This window comes from Acinetobacter sp. YH12129 (genome assembly GCF_013418685.1).
Lineage (GTDB): Bacteria > Pseudomonadota > Gammaproteobacteria > Pseudomonadales > Moraxellaceae > Acinetobacter > Acinetobacter amyesii.
Genome location: NZ_VPBP01000003.1, coordinates 201,738 through 223,901, shown reverse-complemented (window position 1 = coordinate 223,901; position 22,164 = coordinate 201,738). Strand labels below are relative to the sequence as shown.

Sequence of the window (22,164 nt, the reverse complement as noted above, 5' to 3'; positions counted from 1 at the left end):
CATGAAGCTGACCAATACTAATTGCTCGTGAGGCTTGACTATACAACACCCAAACAGTTGTATGTAAAGCATCAATTGATTCGATATTAAGCAAAATAACTTGATTTAGTTAACGCTTAAGAACAAATGAGAGTATAATTAAGCACTGCTTAGTTCTACTCGCAAGAACTCAGATATGATCTGTTAATAACTCATTTGACCAAGCAACGGCACTGAAAAGATAAGACCAAATGCAAAGTCATAACAGTTGTGCTGGCGACAATAGCAAGAGTGAACCACCTGATCCCTTCCCGAACTCAGAAGTGAAACCTCTTAGCGCTGATGGTAGTGTGGGGTTACCCATGTGAGAGTAAGTCATCGCCAGCTCATTATTCGAAACACCCCCTGATACGTCAGGGGGTGTTTTTTTATGTGTGGTGAAAAGGAAAATAGAGTGAAATTAATAATATATCTAATTAAATAATTCATTTATAAGGCGAATTGTTCCTAATAAAAGAATAAATTAGCTGAATAATGTGTCTAAAAAAGACAAAAAATCGGGCGTTCTGTTCAAAATTATGCTATAAAAAATAAAACGGCATAAAAATTGCTTATAAAGTGCGGTTAATTATAGGGGGAGTTATTAATGAAATTAGCGATGGGGTTAAAGGTTGCCAATTCCTTATCATTAACACCTCAATTACAACAAGCCATTCGTTTATTACAGCTTTCAAGTTTGGAATTGGAACAAGAAATTCAAATCCAACTCGACAGTAATCCTCTATTAGAGAAAGTTGAAGAACAAAATACCGTTGAAAGTTTAAATAGCTTACAAGAACAAGAAAGGGAAAATAAAGACTTAACCAATGAATTAAATGCCGATCATTTGCCTGATGAGTTACCGGTAGATACGGAGTGGGATGATGTTTATACGCATCAACCTACAAGTTTAGGTGCTGCTGAATTTGAAGAGCGCGAAGATAATCGGCAGGGGCATCAAAGTTTACAAGCACATATGCTTGAGCAAGTTAATCTTTTACACTTTTCTGTGATCGATAAACTAATTGCACACTGTATTATCGATGCTTTAGATAACAAAGGTTTTTTAGATTGTGACTTAAATGAAATTACCCAATCTGTTCGGCATCTTTTAGATTCTATGGATTATGAAGAAGAAGTCGAAGATGACGAAGTTTTGGTGGTTTTAAAGCATATTCAGCGTCTAGATCCTTTAGGTGTAGGTTCACGTAATCTCGCTGAATGTTTAATGGTACAAGTTGAAAATCTTCCTGAACATGTCGAATATCGATATGAAGCTATTTTATTATTGAAAAATTATGAGTTGCTGATTACCAATGAATTACCTAAGTTAATTAAGCAAACGGGTTTAAATACGGAACAACTTAAACTAGCCATTTGTTTGTTAAAAACATTAAAAGCACATCCAGGGCAAGAGTTTGAAGATAAAGATTCAGACTATCAAATTCCAGATGTAGTGGTGCTAAAAAAGAATGAACATTGGTTGGTACAGTTAAATCCTGATGTAATGCCAAAGCTACGAGTGAATTCTTTCTATGCCAATATGATCAAGCGTGCAGATCAAAGTGACGATAATCAATATTTACGTAATCAAATGCTTGAAGCTAAGAATTTCATTAAAAGCATTGATGAACGACATAAAACTTTATTAAAAGTGGCAACCTGTATTGTGGAGCATCAACGAGCGTTCTTTGAACAAGGGCCTGAGGCAATGAAGCCTTTGGTCCTGCGAGATATTGCGGAAGAAGTTGAACTCCATGAATCCACAGTTTCCCGTGTAACTACAAATAAATATATGCTCACACCACGTGGATTATTTGAGTTGAAATATTTCTTCTCAAGTCATGTTGGAACATCGTCTGGTGGGGAAGCGTCTTCGACGGCAATTCGTGCAAAAATTAAAAAGTTGATTGCAGAAGAAAATACACGTAAGCCTTTGTCTGATAATGCAATTGCAGTTTTGCTTAATGCAGAAGGTATTGATGTTGCTCGTCGTACAGTTGCGAAGTATCGTGAATCGTTACATATTCCATCATCTTCAGAGCGAAAAGTGTTGATCTAAATTTGAAAATCTGACTATTCTAGAGGTTCATTATGACGAAATAATGAATCTCTTTTTTTATAAGGAATGGCCGAAATGATCTGATTGTGTAAATGTATGCTTCGCATATTGAGTTGGATGATTCGGCTTGAACTTTTCCAGTCCTGAAAGAAGGTGAGGGATAGAATTATGCAGATTACAATTCGTGGCCATCATTTAACAATTACGCCAGCAATAGAAGAAAATATTCGTCTTAAATTTGCGGAAATGACCAAACATTTAGATCAGGTCAATAGTATGCAAGTCAAACTGACTAAAGATCATCAGGTTGATAAACGTTCAAAAAAAGGTAGTGATAATCATATTGCGGAAGCGATTATACGATTACCTGGGACAGAACTTTTTGCACAAGCGTGCGCTGATGATATGTATACCTCGATCAAAAAATTGTCTGAAAAATTAAAAAAACAATTACATAAACATCGAAAAATGCAGCTCATTTATATGCCTTTAACGGTTTAGATTGTAAATTGTACAAAAAGAGGTTTTTTATAACCTCTTTTTTTATATATATAATGTATGTGACTAATGAATTATTTTTTAGATTTATAGTAAAATGACGGGTTTTACACCGTTAGTCCTATATGGGGTCTTGTGATGAATAGTGAACAGCTCACTGAAATTTTAAAAGCTGCTTTTCCAGAAGCTGAGGTTGCAGTTAGTGGGCAAGGCGGCAAATTTGATCTACGCATTGTCGATGATCAATTTGAAGGCAAACGTCCTGTTGCTCGTCAACAATCTGTTTATGCACCTTTGAACTCCTACATTGCCAGCGGTGAAGTACATGCAGTAACAATTCGTGCAATGACCAAAGAAGAATGGCGCAAAGCAAGCTTATTCGGAGCTTAATAATTAATGGATAAATTTCTGATTCAGGGCGGTACTAAGCTCGAAGGTGAAGTTCGTATTTCTGGTGCGAAAAATGCTGCATTGCCATTACTCGCTGCAACTATCCTTGCGGATACACCTATTACATTAACCAATGTACCAAATCTTAAAGATGTGAACACCTTAGTGAAATTGATCGCAGGTTTAGGTGTTCAAATCAGTTATGAAGGTGATACGGTTAAGGCTGATACTTCTAGCTTAGATAACCAATTTGCACCATATGAACTCGTGAAAACCATGCGAGCATCTATTTTGGTGCTTGGCCCGTTATTGGCGCGCTATGGTAGTGCAAAAGTGTCTTTGCCGGGTGGATGTGCAATTGGTTCACGCCCTGTAGATCAACATTTAAAAGCTTTAGAAGCACTTGGTGCAGAGATTGAAGTTGAAGCAGGTTATGTGCATGCCAAAGTGGATGGTCGTCTAAAAGGTGGCGAAGTTGTCTTTGATATGGTCACAGTTGGTGGTACTGAAAATATTCTAACTGCTGCGGTTCTTGCAGACGGTGTAACGACCATTCGTAACGCGGCTCGTGAACCTGAAATTACCGATCTTGCTAATATGTTGATCAAGATGGGTGCAAAAATCGAAGGTTTGGACACTGATACTTTAGTTGTTACAGGTGTTGAAAGCCTACATGGCTGTGAATATGCCGTTGTTGCAGATCGTATCGAAACAGGTTCTTATCTTGCTGCTGCGGCAATAACTGGCGGTAAAATCAAAACCACGCATACAGATCCAAACTTGTTGGAGTCTGTGCTGGATAAATTTGAAGAAATGGGCGCGGAAGTTACGCGCGGTGAAGATTGGATTGAACTGGATATGATGGGTAAACGCCCGAAAGCAGTAAGTTTCCAGACTTTACCACACCCAGAATTTCCAACCGATATGCAAGCACAGCTGATGGCGGTGAATGCAATTGGTCGTGGTTTTGCCACAATTTCAGAAACGATTTTTGAAAACCGTTTCATGCATGTACCTGAATTAGCACGTATGGGTGCCAATATTCAGGTTGAAGGTAATGATGCTGTTGTTACAGGTGTAGAGAAATTATCTGCTGCACCAGTGATGGCAACTGATTTACGAGCTTCTTTCTCATTGGTTTTAGCAGCACTTGCCGCTGATGGGGAAACGTTGATTGACCGTATCTATCATATTGACCGTGGTTATGAAGATGTTGAAGCGAAGTTACAAGGTTTAGGTGCCCAAATTAAGCGAGTAAGTTAATGAGCGATATGAGAAACGATGATCCCAATTTTGACGTAATGGGCAATTTTGATCATGGTTTAACTTTAGCATTAAGTAAGGGACGTATCTTAAAAGAAACTTTGCCATTGTTGGAAACAGCTGGCATTAACTTATTGGAAGATCCGGATAAATCTCGTAAGTTAATTTTTCCAACGACCCATAAGCACGTACGTATTTTAATTTTACGTGCTTCTGATGTACCAACTTATGTTGAAAATGGTGCTGCAGATATTGGGGTGGCAGGTAAAGATGTGCTGATGGAACATGGTGCACAAAATGTGTATGAACCATTGGACTTAAAAATTGCCAACTGTAAGTTAATGACGGCTGGTAAAGTCGGCATGGTTCGTCCGAAAGGTCGTTTAAAGATTGCAACCAAGTACGTCAATTTAACCCGTCAATATTATGCAAGCTTAGGCGAGCAAGTGGATGTGATCAAACTGTATGGTTCTATGGAACTTGCACCTTTGGTTGGTTTAGGTGATTACATCGTCGATGTTGTGGATACAGGAAACACTTTACGTGCCAATGGTTTAGAGCCTTTGGAAGAAATCTGTAAAGTGTCTTCACGTTTAATCGTGAACAAAGCAAGCTTTAAACGTAAACAAACTTTGTTGAATCCAATTCTTGCACAGCTAGAAAAAGCCGTGGAAGAACGCGAGCAAGCAAAGAAAGCATAAGTTGTTAAGTTTCTAGCTATGCTGATCAAACCGCTCAAATTTGGGCGGTTTTTTTATGAAAACTGAAAAATAATGATAAAACTGTATTTTCACCAATTTTAACGAAAGTTATTTTCAATAAAACTCCACATGAACACATGCGATAGATGTCCACAAGCTGCTGTAAAACAGGTAAACTAATCTTTTCCAATAGATTACCTTGTGGGTAAATTGATGCGACGTTTATCGACTCAAGATCAAAACTTCAAGCAAGCTTTTGCTGACTTGTTGGCTTTTGAAACTGTGAATGATCCAGAACTTTTAAAAACCGTTGACCAAATCATTGCTGATGTTCGTCAGCATGGTGATGCTCATGTTCTTAAATTGACACAGCAGTTCGATCGACATCCAGCGCATCAATTCTCAGAATTAGAGCTGACACAAGAACAGCTGAAAGCAGCATTTGATGGTTTAAGTTCAGAAGTGCGTGAAGCCTTAGAACTTGCTGCGAACCGTGTTCGTGAATTTCACCAAGCACAAAAGCAAGACGGCTGGACCTATGTTGATGCTTTAGGAAATACGCTTGGTCAAAAAGTCACACCGCTGGACCGTGTGGGTATCTATGTGCCGGGCGGTTTAGCTTCTTATCCGTCTTCTGTATTGATGAATGCTGTACCTGCGCATGTTGCTGGTGTGCCTGAAATTATTATGGTGGTGCCTGCGCCGAATGGCGATTTAAATCCATTGGTTTTGGCGGCAGCTTATTTGGCTGGCGTACACCGTGTATTTACCATTGGCGGCGCGCAAGCGGTTGCAGCATTGGCTTACGGCACAGAAACAATTCCATCTGTGGATAAAATCACAGGCCCGGGCAACCGTTTCGTTGCTGCAGCAAAACGTGCAGTATTTGGTCAAGTTGGCATTGATATGATTGCAGGGCCATCCGAAATTTTGGTCTATGCAGAAGGTCAAAATAACGCTGAATGGCTGGCGATGGATTTGTTGTCTCAAGCGGAACATGACACTGTGGCTCAAGCGGTGTTCATTACGCCAGATGCGGATCTTTTAAATCAAGTAGAACAATGGATTGAAAAGCATTTAGAAGCATTGCCTAAAGCGGAAATCGCACGCACTTCAATCGAAAACCGCGGTGCATTGGTTTTAGTCAAAGACCGTGCTGAAGGTGCTGAATTGATTAACCAAGTTGCACCTGAACATTTGATGCTGTGTTTAGATGAAGCACAGGAAATGGCTGAAGATATCCGCCATGCCGGCGCGATTTTCATGGGTCGATATACACCGGAAGCGATTGGTGATTACTGTGCAGGTCCAAACCACGTGTTGCCTACTTCGGGCACAGCGCGTTTTTCATCACCGCTCGGTGTATATGATTTCCAAAAGCGCTCAAGTTTAATCATGTGCTCTGAAGATGGTGTGAAAACTTTAGCGAAAACGGCTGATACATTAGCGCAGCAGGAAAACTTAGATGCGCATGCGCGTTCAGCACGCTATCGTTATCAGTAAGAAAATATAGACTAGGTGAAAAACTTAGTTTTCCAAAAATATAAACCTCTCCCTAACCCTCTCCTGAAAGGAGAGGGGAAATCTCATAAAATGAATATTCCTCTCCCTGAACGAGCTTTAAGGATTCCTTTAAAGCGAAGTGCAAGAGAGGTTAGGAGAGGGTGAAAAAGAGCAAAATAAAATGCCAAATATTACCTCTGAACAAATGCGTTTTTGGAGCCCTGATGTACGTGAATTAGAACCGTACACACCGGGTGAACAGCCTAAAATCCAAAATATTTTAAAACTCAATACCAATGAAAACCCGTATCCGCCATCGCCAAAAGTGGTGGAAGCAGTACAAAAAGTGTTGGCAAATTCTGCTGATGTTTTACGTTTATATCCAGATCCAGATGCGTCTGAGTTAAAGCAAGCGATTGCAAAACAGCAGCAAGTACCTGTTGAGCAGGTCTTTGTCGGCAATGGCTCGGACGAAGTGCTGGCGCACATTTTTAAAGCCTTTTTTGTGCAAGAACTGCCGGTTCTGTATCCTGACATTACCTACAGTTTTTATCCGGTATATAGCCAATTTTTTGGTATAGCTGCCAATACTAAAATTTTGCCCCTGAACGATGACTTTGAAATTGTGGTGGATGACTATAAACAGCCGAATGGTGGCATCATTATTACCAATCCGAATGCGCCTACGAGTATTGCTTTAGGTTTGTCTGCAATTGAGGAAGTGTTGCAAGCCAATCCGAATTCAGTGGTTGTGATTGATGAAGCGTATGTCGATTTCGGTGCGGAATCTGCTGTGGCTTTGGTTGCGAAATATGAAAACCTTGTGGTTTGTCAAACGACGTCTAAGTCGCGTTCACTTGCCGGTTTGCGCGTTGGTTTCGCGATTGCGCAGCCGCATTTAATCGCAGCGCTTGAAGCGGTAAAAAACAGCTTTAACTCTTATCCGATGGACCGTTTTGCGATTGCAGCAGCCGTGGCGTCATTTGAGGATCAAGCGTATTTTGAAGCGCAAAATGCCAAGGTGATTGTGAGCCGTGAAAAACTTGTAGAGCAGCTTTCTGAGCTGGGCTTTAAAGTATTACCCTCTGCGGCAAACTTTATTTTTGCATCATTGCCTAATAAAGATGCAAGTGAGTTGGCTGCTGAATTGCGCGAACGCGGAATTATTGTGCGTTACTTCAATAAGCCGCGGATTAATCAGTTCCTGCGGATCACCATTGGTACAGATGAACAAAATCAGCGCCTTGTGGATACGCTTAAAAACGATATTTTGGCTTGATTGCTGCAAGCTACTATAAATTTAAATCTACCCTAATCTTCCTTTTGAAAAGGTGAGAAGCACTGCTTCGCAAGGGGAGGGTTATAAAAAAGCGATTCAATTGAATCGCTTTTTTTGTTTAATCTGGCTTATACCAGGTATTTAACAAATCCAGCATGGCTTCGACTTTATCAAAGCATTCTTGATATTCAGCATCGCAATCTGATGCGATGGTGATTCCGCCGCCGGCCCACAGCGAAACCTGATCTTGGTATTTTTGAATAGAGCGGATCAAAATATTCCAAGATCCCGTGCCTCCGTGATTAAAATAGCCCATTGAGCCGCAATAGGCGCCGCGCGGGGCGCCTTCAAGTTCTTCAATGATTTGCATCGCACGGATTTTGGGTGCGCCGGTAATCGAACCGCCTGGCAGGGCAGACATCAGAACTTCAAAAGGGTTTACATCTGTTTTCAGCACTGCCTCAACTTCACTGACCATATGATGCACTTGGTTAAAACTTTCAATATCAAAAAGTTTAGGTGTTTTTACAGAACCTGTTTCTGCATAAATACTCAAATCATTGCGCAGTAAATCGACAATCATGACATTCTCAGCCATGTCTTTTTCAGATGATTTTAACCGTTGTTTTGACTGCTCATCTAAAATTGGATCTTCATAGCGAGGCATCGTGCCTTTGATTGGTTTAGTAATAATCTTGCGTTTAGGCTTAAAATCTATAAAAAGTTCAGGCGAACAACTTAAAATTTCAAAATCATTAATACGTAAGTAGCCTGAATATGGTGCATCAGTCAGTGACCAAAATTCTTGAGCGGTATCTAAGAGTGAACCGTTTGCTTGAGCTGTGAACTCTTGGGTTAAATTAATTTGATAGCAATCACCCGCTTTAATATATTCCTGCACTTGATCAAAGGCTTTCGTGTAGTCTGACTTAGACCATCTTGCAGTACATTTTTGTCTTAATTTAAATTGATTCTGAGTGATCTCGGTTTGAATTATGTGATCAATGTAGTCGTAAATCTTAGCTGCAGAATGATCTGAACTATAAAAATACCAACCATCATTCTCTAATTTTAAAAAACTGGAAAATTGTCCTAAAAACAAGCGAGGTTGCGCTTTGGCGTGCAAGGAAATCTGTTGCTGCGCTGCATAATCATAGCTAATAAAGCCAGCCCAGCCCCCAGAAAACCCACTGCCTAAGTTTGAACATAAATCTTGGAAGGCAATATTTTGCAAGGGCTGAGTATCAGATTCCTCATATTGATCTAAATTGGTACGGACATAAGCTTTAAGTTCATCATTCTTCAATTGTTGATATTGATTTGCCAAAAAGCAAATAACAGGTTGGTTTTGATCTTCTAAAAAAATCACATGTGACAAGGGTGCAAGCGCTTGCAAAATAATTTGAGCACTAACAGTTTGTTTGAGAATAATTTTTTTAAAAGAAATCGGTTTTTGCATCAACAGAGAAATTAAATTTAAAGACTAAAATGGATTTTATACCATTCCTAATTCATTTGGTTTGCAAATACCGTTTATCGGTAAGAACTAGATTGCGACCAACGACAGTTGAACAAATTTCAGCTTGGATATAATTTAATCGAGCGAGCAAACAACTCAAGGAAAGATTTAACAGTTGTCACAAAATAATATTACAGCTGAATAAATCGAGTGGTTGAAAATCAAAAAAAATAAATACTCTTGGGAGAGTACCGTATGAAAAATTTCACTAAATTAGCTCTAGTTTCTTCAATCGCATTTAGTGCGAATGCTATGGCTATGCAAGCAATGGACGATGCTGCACTTAGTTCTACCACTGGTCAAGATGGTATTAACATCGGGATTGGTATTTCAAAAGTTGAAATTGAAAAGCTTTTCATTCACGATAACGACGGTTTAACGGATACAGCTAAGGGTGGTACAAGTACTGCTGGTGCGATCGTTATTAAAGGTAACGGTATTAAGGGCGATGATTTAGAAAACAAAGGTATCATCATTGGTGCAAACTATGAAAACGGTGGTGCTTATCTTTTAAAAACTGGTAATCTAGCTGATTTACGTATCGATACTGATGCCGGTACAGGTGCAAATGGTGCATTCATTAACATCGCAGCTGATGTTTCTGGTTTAGATATTAAAATTGGTGAAATTGGTGTAACAGCATCTGGTACAGCTGGTACTACAGGCATTCGCCGTGGTGGTAAGCTTGAAGGTACAGATGCAAACTACAATGCAATTTTATCTGGTCTTTCTCTAAAAACTGGACCAATGACTGCTAATGTTCAGTTAGGTGCTGCTCCACAAGGGGCTATGATTAAACTGAGTACAACTATGAAGGGTGGTTTAGAAATTAAAGATCTAGGTATCCTTGATGCATCAACTAAAACCGCTACACGTGAAGCAGGTGAAATCTTTATCGAAAGCATCAAAGTTGCTGATGCTGGTAAAACTGACTTAACCATTAATCAAGATGTTCGTATTTATGGTAAAGAAGGCACAAACAATGGTTATATTCAAATGGTAAGCAACTCTGGACCAATTGATAACTATGTGAGAGGTGTTCATTTAGGTAGCCGTGATGCTGGTTCAATTGGTGATATCGAGGTTCAAGGTTTGCAGACATATTATAGCCCTTCTTTAGGTGCTTATACTCCAGGTTCTGTAATTACAATTTCTAGTAAGTAATTTAGAACAAAAAATAAGGCGCGTGTTGATCACGCGCTTTTTTTTACAAAAATGTGCGGAATGACCCAATAAAGCATAAAAAAATGCTGTTTTTTTATAAAAAAAAAGGTATCTTGCATAATACATGGATGTAGAGCTTTAGCTCTAAAAAATAATGAAAAAAGGCACATCATTGCCGATAACTAAAAGTTAGAAGATATGTTAGAGATAGCTGTAGGCTCGGCATTGATGTATTACTTTGCCAAAGAGTCCTTTGATTTAAAAGAAAAGCCAGTGGGAACAGTTCACTATACCGAAACATTGGATTCACGAAATGATTCCTTTACTCGGATGCACCGTGAAACTGTAAAAATTAAACCTGCCATTGAAGATCAATTTCGAGGCATCGTTCGGCAAGCCTATGACTATAGCTGTGGTTCAGCAGCTTTAACGACTTTATTAAATGGTTATGTAGGGACACAGCTAACTGAGCAACAGACCATGAATGGTTTGCTGAAATTTGGTGAAACTGAAAAAATTATCGAACGTCGAAGTTTCTCCTTATTAGACATGAAACGTTTTGTCGCTGCTGTCGGGCTAGACAGTGGGGGCTACAAAGGGGAGTTTTCAGATCTAGTTAAGCAAGGTCAGCCTGCGATTGTTCCCATTTCATATGCTGGTTTTAAACATTTTGTGGTTTTTAAAGCCTATAAAGATGGGCGTGTTTATGTTGCAGATCCAGCACTGGGCAATATCAGTTTCGATGAAGTTAGATTCCAAGAAATATGGGAAAACAACACATTATTCTTAATCAACGTTGCGCCTGAGCAACGTAAAAATTTATTAGCTTTGCAAGATTCAGACTTGCGACATGTTGAAGATGCAACCGTCAACCGTTATGCATTGGTTGATATTCAATATCCGCAGTTTTACATGGAAAAAATTGCAGACAAGGCATCTACGATACGACTTGATAAAAACATGAATGAAGAGTCGGAGTCTTATGGTAAATCGAATTACAACTTTCTAAGGCTTTACTACAAGAGTAAATAATTAGATGAAAGCGTATAACAAAGTGTCAGGATTAAAAAAATAACAACGGTGGGAAGGAACATGAATCGTAAATGGATGAACAAAACACTACTAGCCATGAGTATTCAGGTGGTGATGGGGGTTGCCTATGCAGCTGAAGAGCCAAGCCTTGGAGAATATGATCCAGTTGAACAAGAGACAGTCGTAGAAGAGTCTGTATCTCCTGCTACTGTAAACCAAGCTGATAATGCACAAGAAGCTGCTGCCGAGCCAGAAATTGGACAGTATGAATCTGTAGAAGAGCCCGTACAAGCTGAAATGCCACAATCCGAAGTCGCTCCTGCCAATGAAAAAGCATCGACAGCACTTCAGCAACAAGAAGGTGATGCGAGCCAAGAAGCGAATTTACAGGAAGTATTTAGCTCGAATGAACGTCAGTATTCATTGATTAAAAAAGGTGAAATATCATCTTTTTACGATATAGATTACACCTATTACCGTGATACACAGCTTGATATGGAAATGGCACAAGGCCAGCTTTATCAACTACGTGTACAAGAAAATGCAACACACTCAATGACCAATACATTTACCGTGCAATACGGTGTAATGGATAATTTGACATTCTCTGCATCTTTGCCTTTAGTGGCGAAAACTGATTTATTAAAAGATACTTCAACTGCAGGTTTAGGGGATATTTCTTTAGGCGCACGCTGGGAACCATTCCCACTGAAGCAAGGTCGTTTGCCTCTTATTTTATTTGGTAATTTGTCCACGAAAACTGGTGATAGTCCATACGAAATTAATGCTGTAAATGATCTAGCAACAGGTAAAGGTTACTATTCTGCAGGTATCGGTGCCAGCACACGTAAATATATTGATCCCGTTGTGTTGTTTGCATCCGTCTCGGCAAACTATGGTTTCAAAGAAACTGACTTAAACCAACGTCGTGGTTCGCGAGTCATTGAAGAGTTTGAACCGGGGATTAGTGGCGGTTTTGCATTCGGTTTTGCATACTCGTTTAACTACGATGTTTCCCTTACCATGTCATATCAACAAAGTTTCAATACCGGCGCAGAATTTACGTATAGCAGTGGCGAATCCTATTCACCTGCAGACCAAACCAGTTCAACTCTAGCGATTTCTTTAGGTGTACGTGTATCTCCAGAGACCATTGTGAATGGTACGGTGGGGTTAGGTTTAACTGAAGATGCACCAGATGTGTCATTAGGGTTGTCTTTCCCGTTGGATATTCTAGGTTTTGGAAAAAAACTTCGTTAAGAGGGCTGTCGTATGCGTAAAATTCGACTCAGCCCACTTGTTAGTGCGATCGTTTTAACGGGCTGTTCTAGTGCTGCTTTTGCACAATTGGGTACCAACCTTTCAGTTGATGTACGGTCACTTGCATTAGGTAATGCAGTAACTGCGGATCCTCCAGGAATTAGTGCAGTACATTTTAACCCTGCAGCATTAACTAAGATTGAAGGTTTGCAAACAGATATGCAGGGCATCATTGCAAACTTTGATATTCAACGTGAATTTACCGTTCCTGCGGGTTATAACGTTTTTGGTTATTCAGATGATCCATTAGTCTGTAATGATGGTCCTGAAGTGACGGCTGATATTTGTACGGACTTTAAAGATAAGGTTTCTGGTGATGTTGAATATGCATCCTTATATGTACCTGTCTTAAAAAAGATGGTGGATTTTGGTGCTGGACAACCCATTGCCGCGCCAACGATGGGGATTGCCTACAATCCACCGGGTTCTAAAGCAACATTCGCATCAGCTGTTTATGCACCTTTGATTGCGGGTTTTGGTGCTGAAAATGGTAACCCAGGTAATTTCATGGGGCAACAAGTTGCTCTAGAGCGTATTACTTATCTATCGCCAACAGTAGGCTATCAAGTCAGTGATGAGCTATCGATTGGTGGTGGTGTGGGGATGTCCTATCAAGCCATTGGATTGAAATCTGACCTGCGATTTCCCAATGAATTGATCGGCATGTTAAGGATGATTGATGAAGTCGTCTGTACACCATTTAAGGAAAATTCGGACATTATTACCGACATCTTGCTATTGGGGATGTGTAATACCGAAGAAGGGATGAATCCATTTGGCAAATTTGGTCAGATGGAATTGGCTTTAGAGCAGTCACTGAGCCCAAGTTACAACTTAGGGGTTTTGTGGGAGCCACGCGAAGATTTTAGTTTTGGTATGGTGTACCAAAGTGCAGCGAAAATGCGCATGAAAGGTCGTTATCGCATACAAAATGCGAAAGCACCTCAGGAGATGATTAAGGGATTAATGTCATCACCAACAGGTCAAATTTTAGCTGCAATTTTAGGTTTCCCAAATGCTGTGCCAAACTCGGAGTCGGGTTTGGTTTCGATGGATTTTGAATATCCACAGCATGTACAGGCGGGGATCAAATATAAGGTTATGCCTGATTTACAAATCAATTTTGATGTGGGCTGGACCGATTATCGTGCTTGGGACAAATTCCGTTTTGAATTCGACCGTCAAATTTCAGCGCTGAAAATTGCAAAATTATTATCTGAAAATGTGACTGATAATTCTTTGGCCTTACCTTTGAAATTTACATCGCCTTGGAACTGGGGTATTGGTATTGAATATTCTGCAACAGATCGTTTGAAATTACGTGCAGGCTATGAACCAAGGAGTACGTCTATTCCTGATGGTAAGCGAAATACCATGGTCCCGATTAATGGTGCGCAGCTCTTTGGTATGGGGATTGGATATCGTTTTGATGCAGATACGGATTTAGATTTATCAATCGGCTTTTTACGCAGTAAAGATAACATTCCAGCGAATACTAGTAGTCTTGCAAACTTAACCGGTGTGAATAATTTACTTTTAAACCCATATGCTGGACTGAATGTAAAAACCGATACGAAAATCACCATCCTAGGATTAAATTACAGAACTCGTTGGTAGGATAAGCAAACAGAATGAAAAGGATTTTATTCATGAAAACGTTACTTGCACTGTCTGTGGTGCAAGTGTCGTATGCCAACGCTGGAGCGTTTCATACCATTATTGGGCCAGATGGGCGCCCAATGGTGGTACAAGTGCAAGAAAAACCAGCAAAGAAACCTAAAGAAAGTCCAACTGCTAAAACGATAGACTCTCAACCTGTACAACAAATTACTCAACCATCTGTAAGCATTAGTCCGTCTCAAACCAAGACACCGATGACACGTCAAACGAGTCCAACAGCACAGACTGTTGAATCACTGAAGTCTCAACGTTTAAGTGTACGTGAGCCGGAAAAACGGGATGAAATTAAAGCTGTCACAATAGATAAAATTAAAAACGTCTCAGGTGATAAAGTTCCCAAATCTGAAAAGTCAGTACAAGCGTCAGATACTTCAGCAAAAGTCTTACCTTCAACAACATGGACAGAGAAGTTACAGCAATCAGAGCTAACCCAACCTAGTGCTCCGTATCAGGCCAAAGTTCAGGCTGAAAAAGATAAACCTATCGTCGAAAAAAAGATCCTTGCTGAGAAAGTTGTTAGCACTGATAAAGCCGTACAATCTTCAGGTGAAAACTTAGAAAATCATCCTTCAAAACAATCGGCTAAGGCAAAACAAGAGCAAGGCTTTTCGACCATGGCTGGTGAAAAGTATGTCAATAATGAATATCTTGAAGATAAAGAGTTTAACTTAGAAGGCAAAAAGCGCTTTTACACCATGCCCGAAGGCGTTATTGACAGCAAGATGGGGCAAACGCGGATGCAAACCATTGAACGTGAAAAAGGTGTCAGTCGCTCCGTCATTGATAATTTATTTAAACGCAATCAACCCGAAGATACAGGGCCGATCACTTTGGCCACATCGTATTATCGAGTCTCACAAGCTGACACCATTCAAGGTTTAGGTCAGCAATGTTTTTCGAATAAAAAAATGAAGAAAGCCAAAGAGCTCGACTTGGCTCAAGATATTAATTTATGGCCTCGAGCACCATTGTCGGACGAATTTGACTACGAAGTCGTAAAACTAAAATCACCATTACAAAATATTCGTATACATTCATTTGCATCCAAAGTACAAAATCCTACATTTTATTGGCCATTTGCGGTATTTTTAGACAAAAATGGATGTGTCATGGAAGGCGCAGGTGGATTCAAAAATAACCAAGGTGAAGCGGATCATCTTTACCATGAAAAAATAGAAGGCGTGATTCAAGTGCCTAAAGGTAGCCAGTATTTATTCTTAACGCCTTTAGCAACAGCAATAGACGTCGATGGCCGCGTATTAACCAATCAAGGCCAACTTAAATTAACAGCAATCCGTTAAGGACATAAGAAAGAGAATTAGGATGAAAAATAAAATTTTATTACCGTTTGCTTTAACGGCATTGGTTGCAGCGCTCAGTGGCTGTGGCGGTGAAAGTGCAAATGTGAATCCTGAAATTTATGATACCAGTACGACTAATGGTACTTGTAAAAGTAATACCGAAGGCTGTGTCGAGTTTGTTTTAGATTATCCAATTGAAGGTCTGAATTTTAATTGTTCGAGCGACGTTAAAAATACCTATATTACCTTGTTTGATCTAAAAGAAGGTGTTTCGACAGGTGCTTGTAAGATTGGCGATACGGTAACTTTCTTTGTCCAAGGTGAAAAATCACGTCGAATTGATTTGGGTAAAGTGGATTTGAAGCAAATTTCAAATGTAGCCAGTGGCACGACACCCCCACGTTTGACCTTATTGGATTTGGCTGCCGGCATCGCGGGTAAACCTGCTGCAACGATTTCAAATAGCGACGCAACGGTTAAAGTGGCCATGCGTTTAGCCAAAATCATTCAAGCCTTGGCATTGAAAAATAATAGCGCAGTTACAGCTACAGACATCCAAGCGGTTTATATCAACAATGCAGATAAAGTTTTGATTGATCAAATCACTCGAAATGTCGCGACAGCAGATTTCAGTATCAGTTCAGATACGGAATTTAATGACCTGTTTACACCTTGGCTAGACCTGTCCGAAGTCAGCAATGAAAATGCATTTACCTTAGTTTCAAAACTCATGAATATCTCAACGGCTGCGGTATATCAGCCTGAGTTTGCGTTATTTTCAACTGATGGCGTGATTACCAATGCCAGTGGTTCAAATGGACTGGTGGGCTGTGATAAAAATGAATGTTTGCCGACCGATAGTTCAAAAGTCAATTTATTTGGTCATTTCATGTTAATGACGGACCGCCAAGGTATGACCTTTGGTAGTGGTTTACAGTGGAAGGGCAAAGTTGATCAACAGTTGAGTACCATTGGTGGTGTGAATGTCTTGCTCTTGACACAGGTACGACCAACACGTTTAACAGCAACGCCGCAGGACAATTGGATTGATCCGCTTACAAAGCAAATTGATAAACCTGGCATACTGGGTTTCCGTTTTGATGCGGAAGAAGCCAATTCTGGCCCGCTGATTATTAAACAAGGGACGCTACTTGCCGACAAAATGGTGGTCGGTACAGGTGGAAGTTTATATAAAACTTTGATGGGTAAAAAAGACGATTATGTTCTGACGGCCGATGATAAGAAAAAATTAGGCCTATGGGAGCAAAACATTAACCAAGTGCAATTTAAAGGCACGATGGATTTATACAAGCTCTATCCGCTGTCGTATTTAGACAAAAAAGTCTTTAAGTCTGTTGAAAATGTTGCTGCTGGACAAAATTATATCTTCCCGTTATATGCAGATTTAACCTTTAAATTTACCGATACCTCGATCAAAACAGTGAAATTGGGTGTGGTGATTGACCGTAATGGTGATATTCGCACAAATATAAAATCTGGCGTGCCAGATGATGTATTTACTCGTCAAGATAGTCAAATTGTCGATTTGTCTACACACGCGACGGAAGGCTGTAGTGGAAAAGATGTGCTCGATCCACTGTTAATGAAAGATGACAAAGGTGTACAGCAATACCGTATCGGAACGACAACCCGTACCTTTACGCCTGAAGGGAATATTAATCCCAATACCATTTCGATTCGTATGATTTTAGCTGATCCATATTTCCACACGCTTGATGGTGCGTTAATTGGAATGAACTCAAGTGTGAAAACTTCAGCGGACACCTCAATGGTTGTGGGCGGTGCTTTAGTGCAGTTACACAATATGATCAATGCCAATGCAGGCACACGTCCCTCTGGCGTTGCTTTGACAGATTCGGATAATAAAGTGGTGAAATGGGGGAATAGTTTGGCCAGCTTTAGTTATATTTATAGCTTAAAAAATCCAAATGATACTGCAGCTGCTCAAACGGCGAAGTTAAGTGGCGGTGATATTTCCTTAGATTTAGCCCCTTGTTACACCATCAAGGCAAAATAATCGTTAAATATGAGTAAAATAAAAACCCATCTTATGATGGGTTTTTTAATCAAGAGACCAGCAAATTAACCTGTGTGATCGAGTCGCGTACCAAGGGTTTCGAGATGCATTTCAAATTGACCTGTTTTGCGGTCAGCAAAATAATGCCGCAGCGTTCTTTCCACACTTGGAAAGGCTAAATCATCCCAAGGAATTTCTTCTTCACTAAACAATCGAGATTCAATGGTTTCATCACCCGCACCAAACTCACCATTGATTAGTTCAGATTTGAACAAGGCATAAATTTGCCCAATACGGGGAATGTTATACATGCAATACAGTTGCTCAATATTGACTTCTGCTTCAGCTTCTTCGCGAGTTTCACGCGCTGCACCTTGCTCCATTGTCTCATAGAGTTCCATATAGCCAGCAGGTAATGTCCATAGCCCATAACGTGGCTCAATCGCACGACGGCAAAGTAAAACTTGATTGTCCCAAACGGCTAAAGCACCACAAATGACTTTAGGATTCACATAATGAATAAACCCACATGCGGTACAAATACGGCGTATCTGATGATCTCCAAGCGGGATCGCTTCTTTTGTTTTTTGTCCGCAGTTTGAGCAAAAGTTCATATTCATCGTCATGGATTGTGTGAACCGTCAGAATAACTTAAAAATAAAACTTTGGCATCATTTCTAACCAGCTTGGCCGAAATTCAGCTATGATGAAAACAAGATAATTATAAGGATGTAATGTGGATGGATGAGGGTTTATTGACTCAGCGATTGCAGCAAAGTTTACGTTTTTCTAAGCGTATTCAACCTGCGCATGCTGCTGTATTGATTGCGATTACCCAAGAAGATAATCCACGTATTTTATTGACCCGCCGCTCACTCTATATGAATAATCATGCCGGTGAAGTGTCCTTTCCCGGTGGCAAACGTGATGCCCAAGACACCAGTAATATCGTGGTGGCGTTAAGAGAAGCCCAAGAAGAAACCGCTCTAAATCCATTTGATGTGCAGCTTTTGGGTGATTTACCGATGCAAAAAGCACGGAATGGGATGTTGGTTAAACCGATCGTGGGGTTGATCCCGCCTGACGTAAATTTGATACCTCAACCCACTGAAATTGACCGTATTTTTTTTGCATCATTAAGACAGCTTTTAGAAACGCCACCAACGCCGTATGAAGTTCGTTTTGCCCAGCAATCACTATATTTCCCCAGTTTAAGAGTTGAAAATGAAATCGTTTGGGGTTTGACTGCACGGATGTTGATTTCCTTATTTCAATATGGTTTGAATTATCAAAAAGAATGGCCTTTTTTATTAAATTCTCCTTCATTTCATTTGGGCCGTGAGCCTTAAACCTTTTTTAGAAAGTCAAAATAGGATGTTTGATCATGTTGTACAAGTTTCAAGGATATAGCCCGAAAGCCACACATCAACCTTGGGATGGTTGGGTTGCAGAAAATGCAACGGTCATTGGGCAAGTTGAATTAGGCCGAGAAGTGAGTGTCTGGTTCGGAGCCGTCATTCGAGGGGACAACAGTCGTATCAAACTGGGTGATTTTACCAATGTACAAGAAAATGCGGTGCTGCATACCGATGCGGGCATTGAAATGATCATTGGTGATTATGTCACGATTGGGCATCAAGCCATGCTACACGGATGTACCGTAGGTGATAATAGTCTGATCGGAATCAATGCCGTGGTTCTAAATCATGCTGTGATTGGTAAAAATTGCATCATTGGTGCGAATGCTTTAATTCCAGAAGGGAAGGTGATTCCGGATAATTCTGTTGTGATGGGTTCACCGGGTAAAGTCGTCAAGACTTTAGATGAACAAGCCGAAGTACGTCTAAAAATGAGTGCCTTGCACTATGCCGCTCATTTTAAACATTTTACTCAACTCGAAGTTGCTGAACTTTAGAACGCTATACAGGGTAAGCAAAAAAGCCTCGACGTTTGTCGAGGCTTTTTTATAGATTAAATACAGAAAGCGCTGAGTCTGTGGTGGAAAATCTCGCGAACTGCGATGGAGTGGAGTATCATATTCAACGTTTTTTAAGATTAAATTTAATTAAGGTTGCGCATGAAATTACTGGCATTGGAAACTGCCAATGAGCAGTGTTCCGTCTCGATTGTAGATGAAACTCAAGAGCTTTATTTTCAACTCGATTTACGGGCAAAAGCGCAGACGCAAACCATTCTCCCAATGATTGAGCAAGGGCTTAATCAAACTGCTATTGAGTTAGCGGATTTAACTGCAATTGCATTTAGTCGTGGGCCTGGCTCATTTAGTGGTGTTCGTATTAATGCAGCGGTAACACAGGCTTTGGCATGGGCCAATGACGTACCTGTTGTTCCAGTCTCGACTTTACAAGCTTTGGCTCAAGCGGCGCATCGTCTACATGGTTTGACTGAAGTAACGGCGGTTCTTGATGCGCGCATGCAAGAAGTGTATATCGCCAGCTATCATCTCGATGCCAATGGCATTATGCAGGCTGTAGATGAAGAACAACTATTAAGTTACGCAGATGCCACACCACAGATCAAATTTACTGTCGTGGGTTCTGGTAGTGAGCTCATTCAATCAGAACAAACACAATACAAAGACTTAAGTGCAACAGCACAAGATATTGCTACTATTGCCCGCGAAGCGGCGCAAAGAAAAGCATGGGTGAGTGCTGAACTTGCATTGCCCGTATATTTACGAGATAACGCCTGGAAGAAAATTTCAGAACAAGGCAAGCCATAATTAGGGTTATATATGGATCTTCTACTGCTGCTCAAAGCGGCAATCATGGGTATTGTTGAAGGTATTACCGAATTTTTACCGATTTCAAGTACAGGGCATTTGATTCTGGCTTCAGAATTAATGAACTTCTGGACCAAAGAAAAAAGTGATGTTTTCGTGATCGCGATTCAAATGGGTGCGATTGCGGCGGTGATTTATGAATACTGGGGCCGCCTGTGGGGCGCAGCAACCGGTATGGTGACTGGTGAAGAAAAAGGTCGCCGTTTAGGTTTTGGCTTAATTCTCGCTTCGATTCCAATCGTGTTGATTGGTTTGACGTTTGGTCAGACGGTGAAAGAACTGCTGTTCAATAACATTGCGATTGCTATGGGGTTGATTATTGGTGGTTTGATCATTATTTGGATCGAAAAAAATCCACCGCAAGTGCGTGCCAAAGAAGTAGAAGATTTAACCATTAAAGATGCGATTTGGATTGGTTTAATTCAAGTTTTATCTTTAATTCCAGGGACTTCACGTTCAGGTGCAACCATTATTGGTGCCATGTTCTTAGGGGTTTCTCGTAAAGCAGCCACTGAGTTTTCATTCTTTTTGGGTATTCCTGTTATTGTTGGTGCAGGTTTACTGGATTTATATCAAAGCTATGATGTATTTCAAGGCACTCAAGATTGGACTGTAATTGCCGTTGGTTTAATCGTTTCATTTGTCTCTGCATTGATTTTAATTCGTGCGCTTGTCGCTTATGTGGCAAAACGTGATTTCATGATTTTTGCGTGGTATCGAATTGTTTCAGGTTTATTGATTTTATTGTTCGCATTTACAGGCTGGAAATTATGGTAAGCGAAATCCGCTTATACACAGAACAAGAGTTTCATGAGAAAGCACAGCAGTATTCTGCTGTGCTTTCTTCACGTGGTGTATCTGTAAATATTGAATTGATTGAAAAATTAAACGCGCGTTTTTTACGTTTAAACCCTGAACTTAGTTTGTGTGTCGATGCAGATGGTTTGTGGTTAGCGGCCAATGGCATGAAGATGCAACCCGATTGGACAGCAGAAGTGGGGCGTTTAAAGCGAGCATCTTTAAAGTCTGAGATGATTGCACGTGCGTGTAATTTGGCTGAAAAACCACAGCTTGTAGATGCAACCGCAGGGCTAGGGCACGATAGTTTATTGATGGCACATCTGGGTGCGCATGTGACTCTTGTGGAACGTCATCCGATTTTATTTACCTTATTGGAAGACTCACATCAACGTGCGCAGAAAGATGCATTTTTAAGTTCGGTTGTGGCACGAATTGAATTGGTCTTTTCAGATTCGGCAGACTTTTTGCAACATTTGTCGACGACCAATCAAATCTTTGATGTGGTTTATCTCGATCCGATGTTTCCACAGCGAGATCAAAACCAGCAAGCCGTCAAAAAGCAAGCTCAGGTCAAAAAACAAATGCAATTATTGCATTTACTGTTACCTGAAGATGGTGAAATGGATTTAGGTGATAATTTACTGGATTTAGCACAAAAAATTGCTAAACGTGTTGTGGTTAAACGTCCACGATTGGCGGTTTTTTTAGCGAATCAAGAGCCGCAACATCAGTGGCAAGGTGATGCTTGTCGCTTTGATGCATATTTCCAACATGATCTTGTGACTTAAAATG

At 40.3% G+C, this 22,164-nt stretch carries 20 protein-coding genes and 1 rRNA gene; 19 read left to right on the top strand and 2 right to left on the bottom strand.

Annotated features, from left to right (window positions below; genetic code table 11):
• The first annotated feature begins 251 nt into the window (after positions 1 to 251).
• From rrf to hisC, 8 genes are all read left to right on the top strand, one after another.
• Positions 252 to 366: ribosomal RNA gene (gene rrf, locus FTU65_RS03530) — 5S ribosomal RNA — on the top strand.
• A gap of 259 nt (positions 367 to 625) precedes the next feature.
• Positions 626 to 2,080 (top strand): RNA polymerase factor sigma-54, encoded by a 1,455-nt coding sequence (locus FTU65_RS03525; RefSeq protein WP_180064986.1) that lies wholly within the window; start codon positions 626 to 628, stop codon positions 2,078 to 2,080.
• Between the two features lie 168 nt (positions 2,081 to 2,248).
• Positions 2,249 to 2,581 carry a ribosome hibernation-promoting factor, HPF/YfiA family gene (gene hpf, locus FTU65_RS03520; protein WP_078191195.1) on the top strand — a complete coding sequence of 111 codons (333 nt, stop codon included), beginning with the start codon at positions 2,249 to 2,251 and terminating at the stop codon, positions 2,579 to 2,581.
• Positions 2,582 to 2,716: 135 nt separating this feature from the next.
• Positions 2,717 to 2,968, top strand: coding sequence for a BolA family iron metabolism protein IbaG (gene ibaG / locus FTU65_RS03515; RefSeq protein ID WP_078191194.1), 252 nt, complete (start codon positions 2,717 to 2,719; stop codon positions 2,966 to 2,968).
• A 6-nt stretch (positions 2,969 to 2,974) separates the two neighbouring features.
• Entirely contained in the window at positions 2,975 to 4,231 is a 1,257-nt protein-coding gene (gene murA / locus FTU65_RS03510) for a UDP-N-acetylglucosamine 1-carboxyvinyltransferase (protein WP_078191193.1), read from the top strand.
• Positions 4,231 to 4,932, top strand: a complete 702-nt coding sequence (gene hisG / locus FTU65_RS03505) for an ATP phosphoribosyltransferase (RefSeq protein ID WP_180021457.1) — start codon at positions 4,231 to 4,233, stop codon at positions 4,930 to 4,932. The genes murA and hisG overlap by 1 nt, the downstream gene beginning before the upstream one ends.
• A gap of 201 nt (positions 4,933 to 5,133) precedes the next feature.
• A complete protein-coding gene (gene hisD / locus FTU65_RS03500) occupies positions 5,134 to 6,435 on the top strand; it encodes a histidinol dehydrogenase (RefSeq protein ID WP_180066357.1) in 1,302 nt (433 codons plus the stop codon).
• Positions 6,436 to 6,616: 181 nt separating this feature from the next.
• On the top strand, positions 6,617 to 7,714 hold the full coding sequence (gene hisC, locus FTU65_RS03495; RefSeq protein WP_180066355.1) for a histidinol-phosphate transaminase: 1,098 nt from the start codon (positions 6,617 to 6,619) through the stop codon (positions 7,712 to 7,714).
• A gap of 118 nt (positions 7,715 to 7,832) precedes the next feature.
• Here hisC and FTU65_RS03490 read toward each other — a convergent pair whose 3' ends face one another.
• Positions 7,833 to 9,173: an anthranilate synthase component I family protein gene (locus FTU65_RS03490; protein WP_180066353.1), complete on the bottom strand. Its 1,341-nt coding sequence runs from the start codon at positions 9,171 to 9,173 to the stop codon at positions 7,833 to 7,835.
• A gap of 255 nt (positions 9,174 to 9,428) precedes the next feature.
• Between FTU65_RS03490 and FTU65_RS03485 the strand changes: the two genes are divergently transcribed.
• The 6 genes from FTU65_RS03485 (at position 9,429) to FTU65_RS03460 (ending at position 17,768) form a co-directional block, all read left to right on the top strand.
• A complete protein-coding gene (locus tag FTU65_RS03485; RefSeq protein ID WP_180064981.1) occupies positions 9,429 to 10,397 on the top strand; it encodes a DUF6160 family protein in 969 nt (322 codons plus the stop codon).
• A gap of 198 nt (positions 10,398 to 10,595) precedes the next feature.
• Positions 10,596 to 11,429 (top strand): C39 family peptidase, encoded by an 834-nt coding sequence (locus FTU65_RS03480; RefSeq protein ID WP_180064980.1) that lies wholly within the window; start codon positions 10,596 to 10,598, stop codon positions 11,427 to 11,429.
• A 60-nt stretch (positions 11,430 to 11,489) separates the two neighbouring features.
• Positions 11,490 to 12,689 (top strand): hypothetical protein, encoded by a 1,200-nt coding sequence (locus tag FTU65_RS03475; protein ID WP_180064979.1) that lies wholly within the window; start codon positions 11,490 to 11,492, stop codon positions 12,687 to 12,689.
• A gap of 12 nt (positions 12,690 to 12,701) precedes the next feature.
• Entirely contained in the window at positions 12,702 to 14,366 is a 1,665-nt protein-coding gene (locus FTU65_RS03470; RefSeq protein ID WP_180005461.1) for an OmpP1/FadL family transporter, read from the top strand.
• A 32-nt stretch (positions 14,367 to 14,398) separates the two neighbouring features.
• The gene (gene filE / locus FTU65_RS03465) at positions 14,399 to 15,730 is read left to right on the top strand and encodes a putative pilus assembly protein FilE (RefSeq protein ID WP_257222579.1); all 1,332 of its coding nucleotides are present in this window, start codon (positions 14,399 to 14,401) and stop codon (positions 15,728 to 15,730) included.
• 22 nt (positions 15,731 to 15,752) lie between these two features.
• A complete protein-coding gene (locus FTU65_RS03460) occupies positions 15,753 to 17,768 on the top strand; it encodes a hypothetical protein (protein WP_180009925.1) in 2,016 nt (671 codons plus the stop codon).
• Between the two features lie 65 nt (positions 17,769 to 17,833).
• Here FTU65_RS03460 and FTU65_RS03455 read toward each other — a convergent pair whose 3' ends face one another.
• The gene (locus tag FTU65_RS03455; protein ID WP_180009934.1) at positions 17,834 to 18,382 is read right to left on the bottom strand and encodes an NUDIX hydrolase; all 549 of its coding nucleotides are present in this window, start codon (positions 18,380 to 18,382) and stop codon (positions 17,834 to 17,836) included.
• A 126-nt stretch (positions 18,383 to 18,508) separates the two neighbouring features.
• Here FTU65_RS03455 and FTU65_RS03450 point away from each other — a divergent pair, with 126 nt between their 5' ends.
• From FTU65_RS03450 to FTU65_RS03430, 5 genes are all read left to right on the top strand, one after another.
• Complete coding sequence (locus FTU65_RS03450) at positions 18,509 to 19,117, top strand: CoA pyrophosphatase (protein WP_078191182.1); 609 nt, start codon at positions 18,509 to 18,511, stop codon at positions 19,115 to 19,117.
• Positions 19,118 to 19,152: 35 nt separating this feature from the next.
• Complete coding sequence (locus tag FTU65_RS03445; protein WP_180064978.1) at positions 19,153 to 19,683, top strand: gamma carbonic anhydrase family protein; 531 nt, start codon at positions 19,153 to 19,155, stop codon at positions 19,681 to 19,683.
• Between the two features lie 162 nt (positions 19,684 to 19,845).
• The gene (gene tsaB / locus FTU65_RS03440) at positions 19,846 to 20,511 is read left to right on the top strand and encodes a tRNA (adenosine(37)-N6)-threonylcarbamoyltransferase complex dimerization subunit type 1 TsaB (RefSeq protein WP_180064977.1); all 666 of its coding nucleotides are present in this window, start codon (positions 19,846 to 19,848) and stop codon (positions 20,509 to 20,511) included.
• A gap of 12 nt (positions 20,512 to 20,523) precedes the next feature.
• Positions 20,524 to 21,348, top strand: a complete 825-nt coding sequence (locus tag FTU65_RS03435; protein WP_078191179.1) for an undecaprenyl-diphosphate phosphatase — start codon at positions 20,524 to 20,526, stop codon at positions 21,346 to 21,348.
• Positions 21,342 to 22,160 (top strand): class I SAM-dependent methyltransferase, encoded by an 819-nt coding sequence (locus tag FTU65_RS03430; RefSeq protein ID WP_218949637.1) that lies wholly within the window; start codon positions 21,342 to 21,344, stop codon positions 22,158 to 22,160. Before FTU65_RS03435 ends, FTU65_RS03430 begins: the two co-directional genes overlap by 7 nt.
• Positions 22,161 to 22,164: the final 4 nt, after the last annotated feature.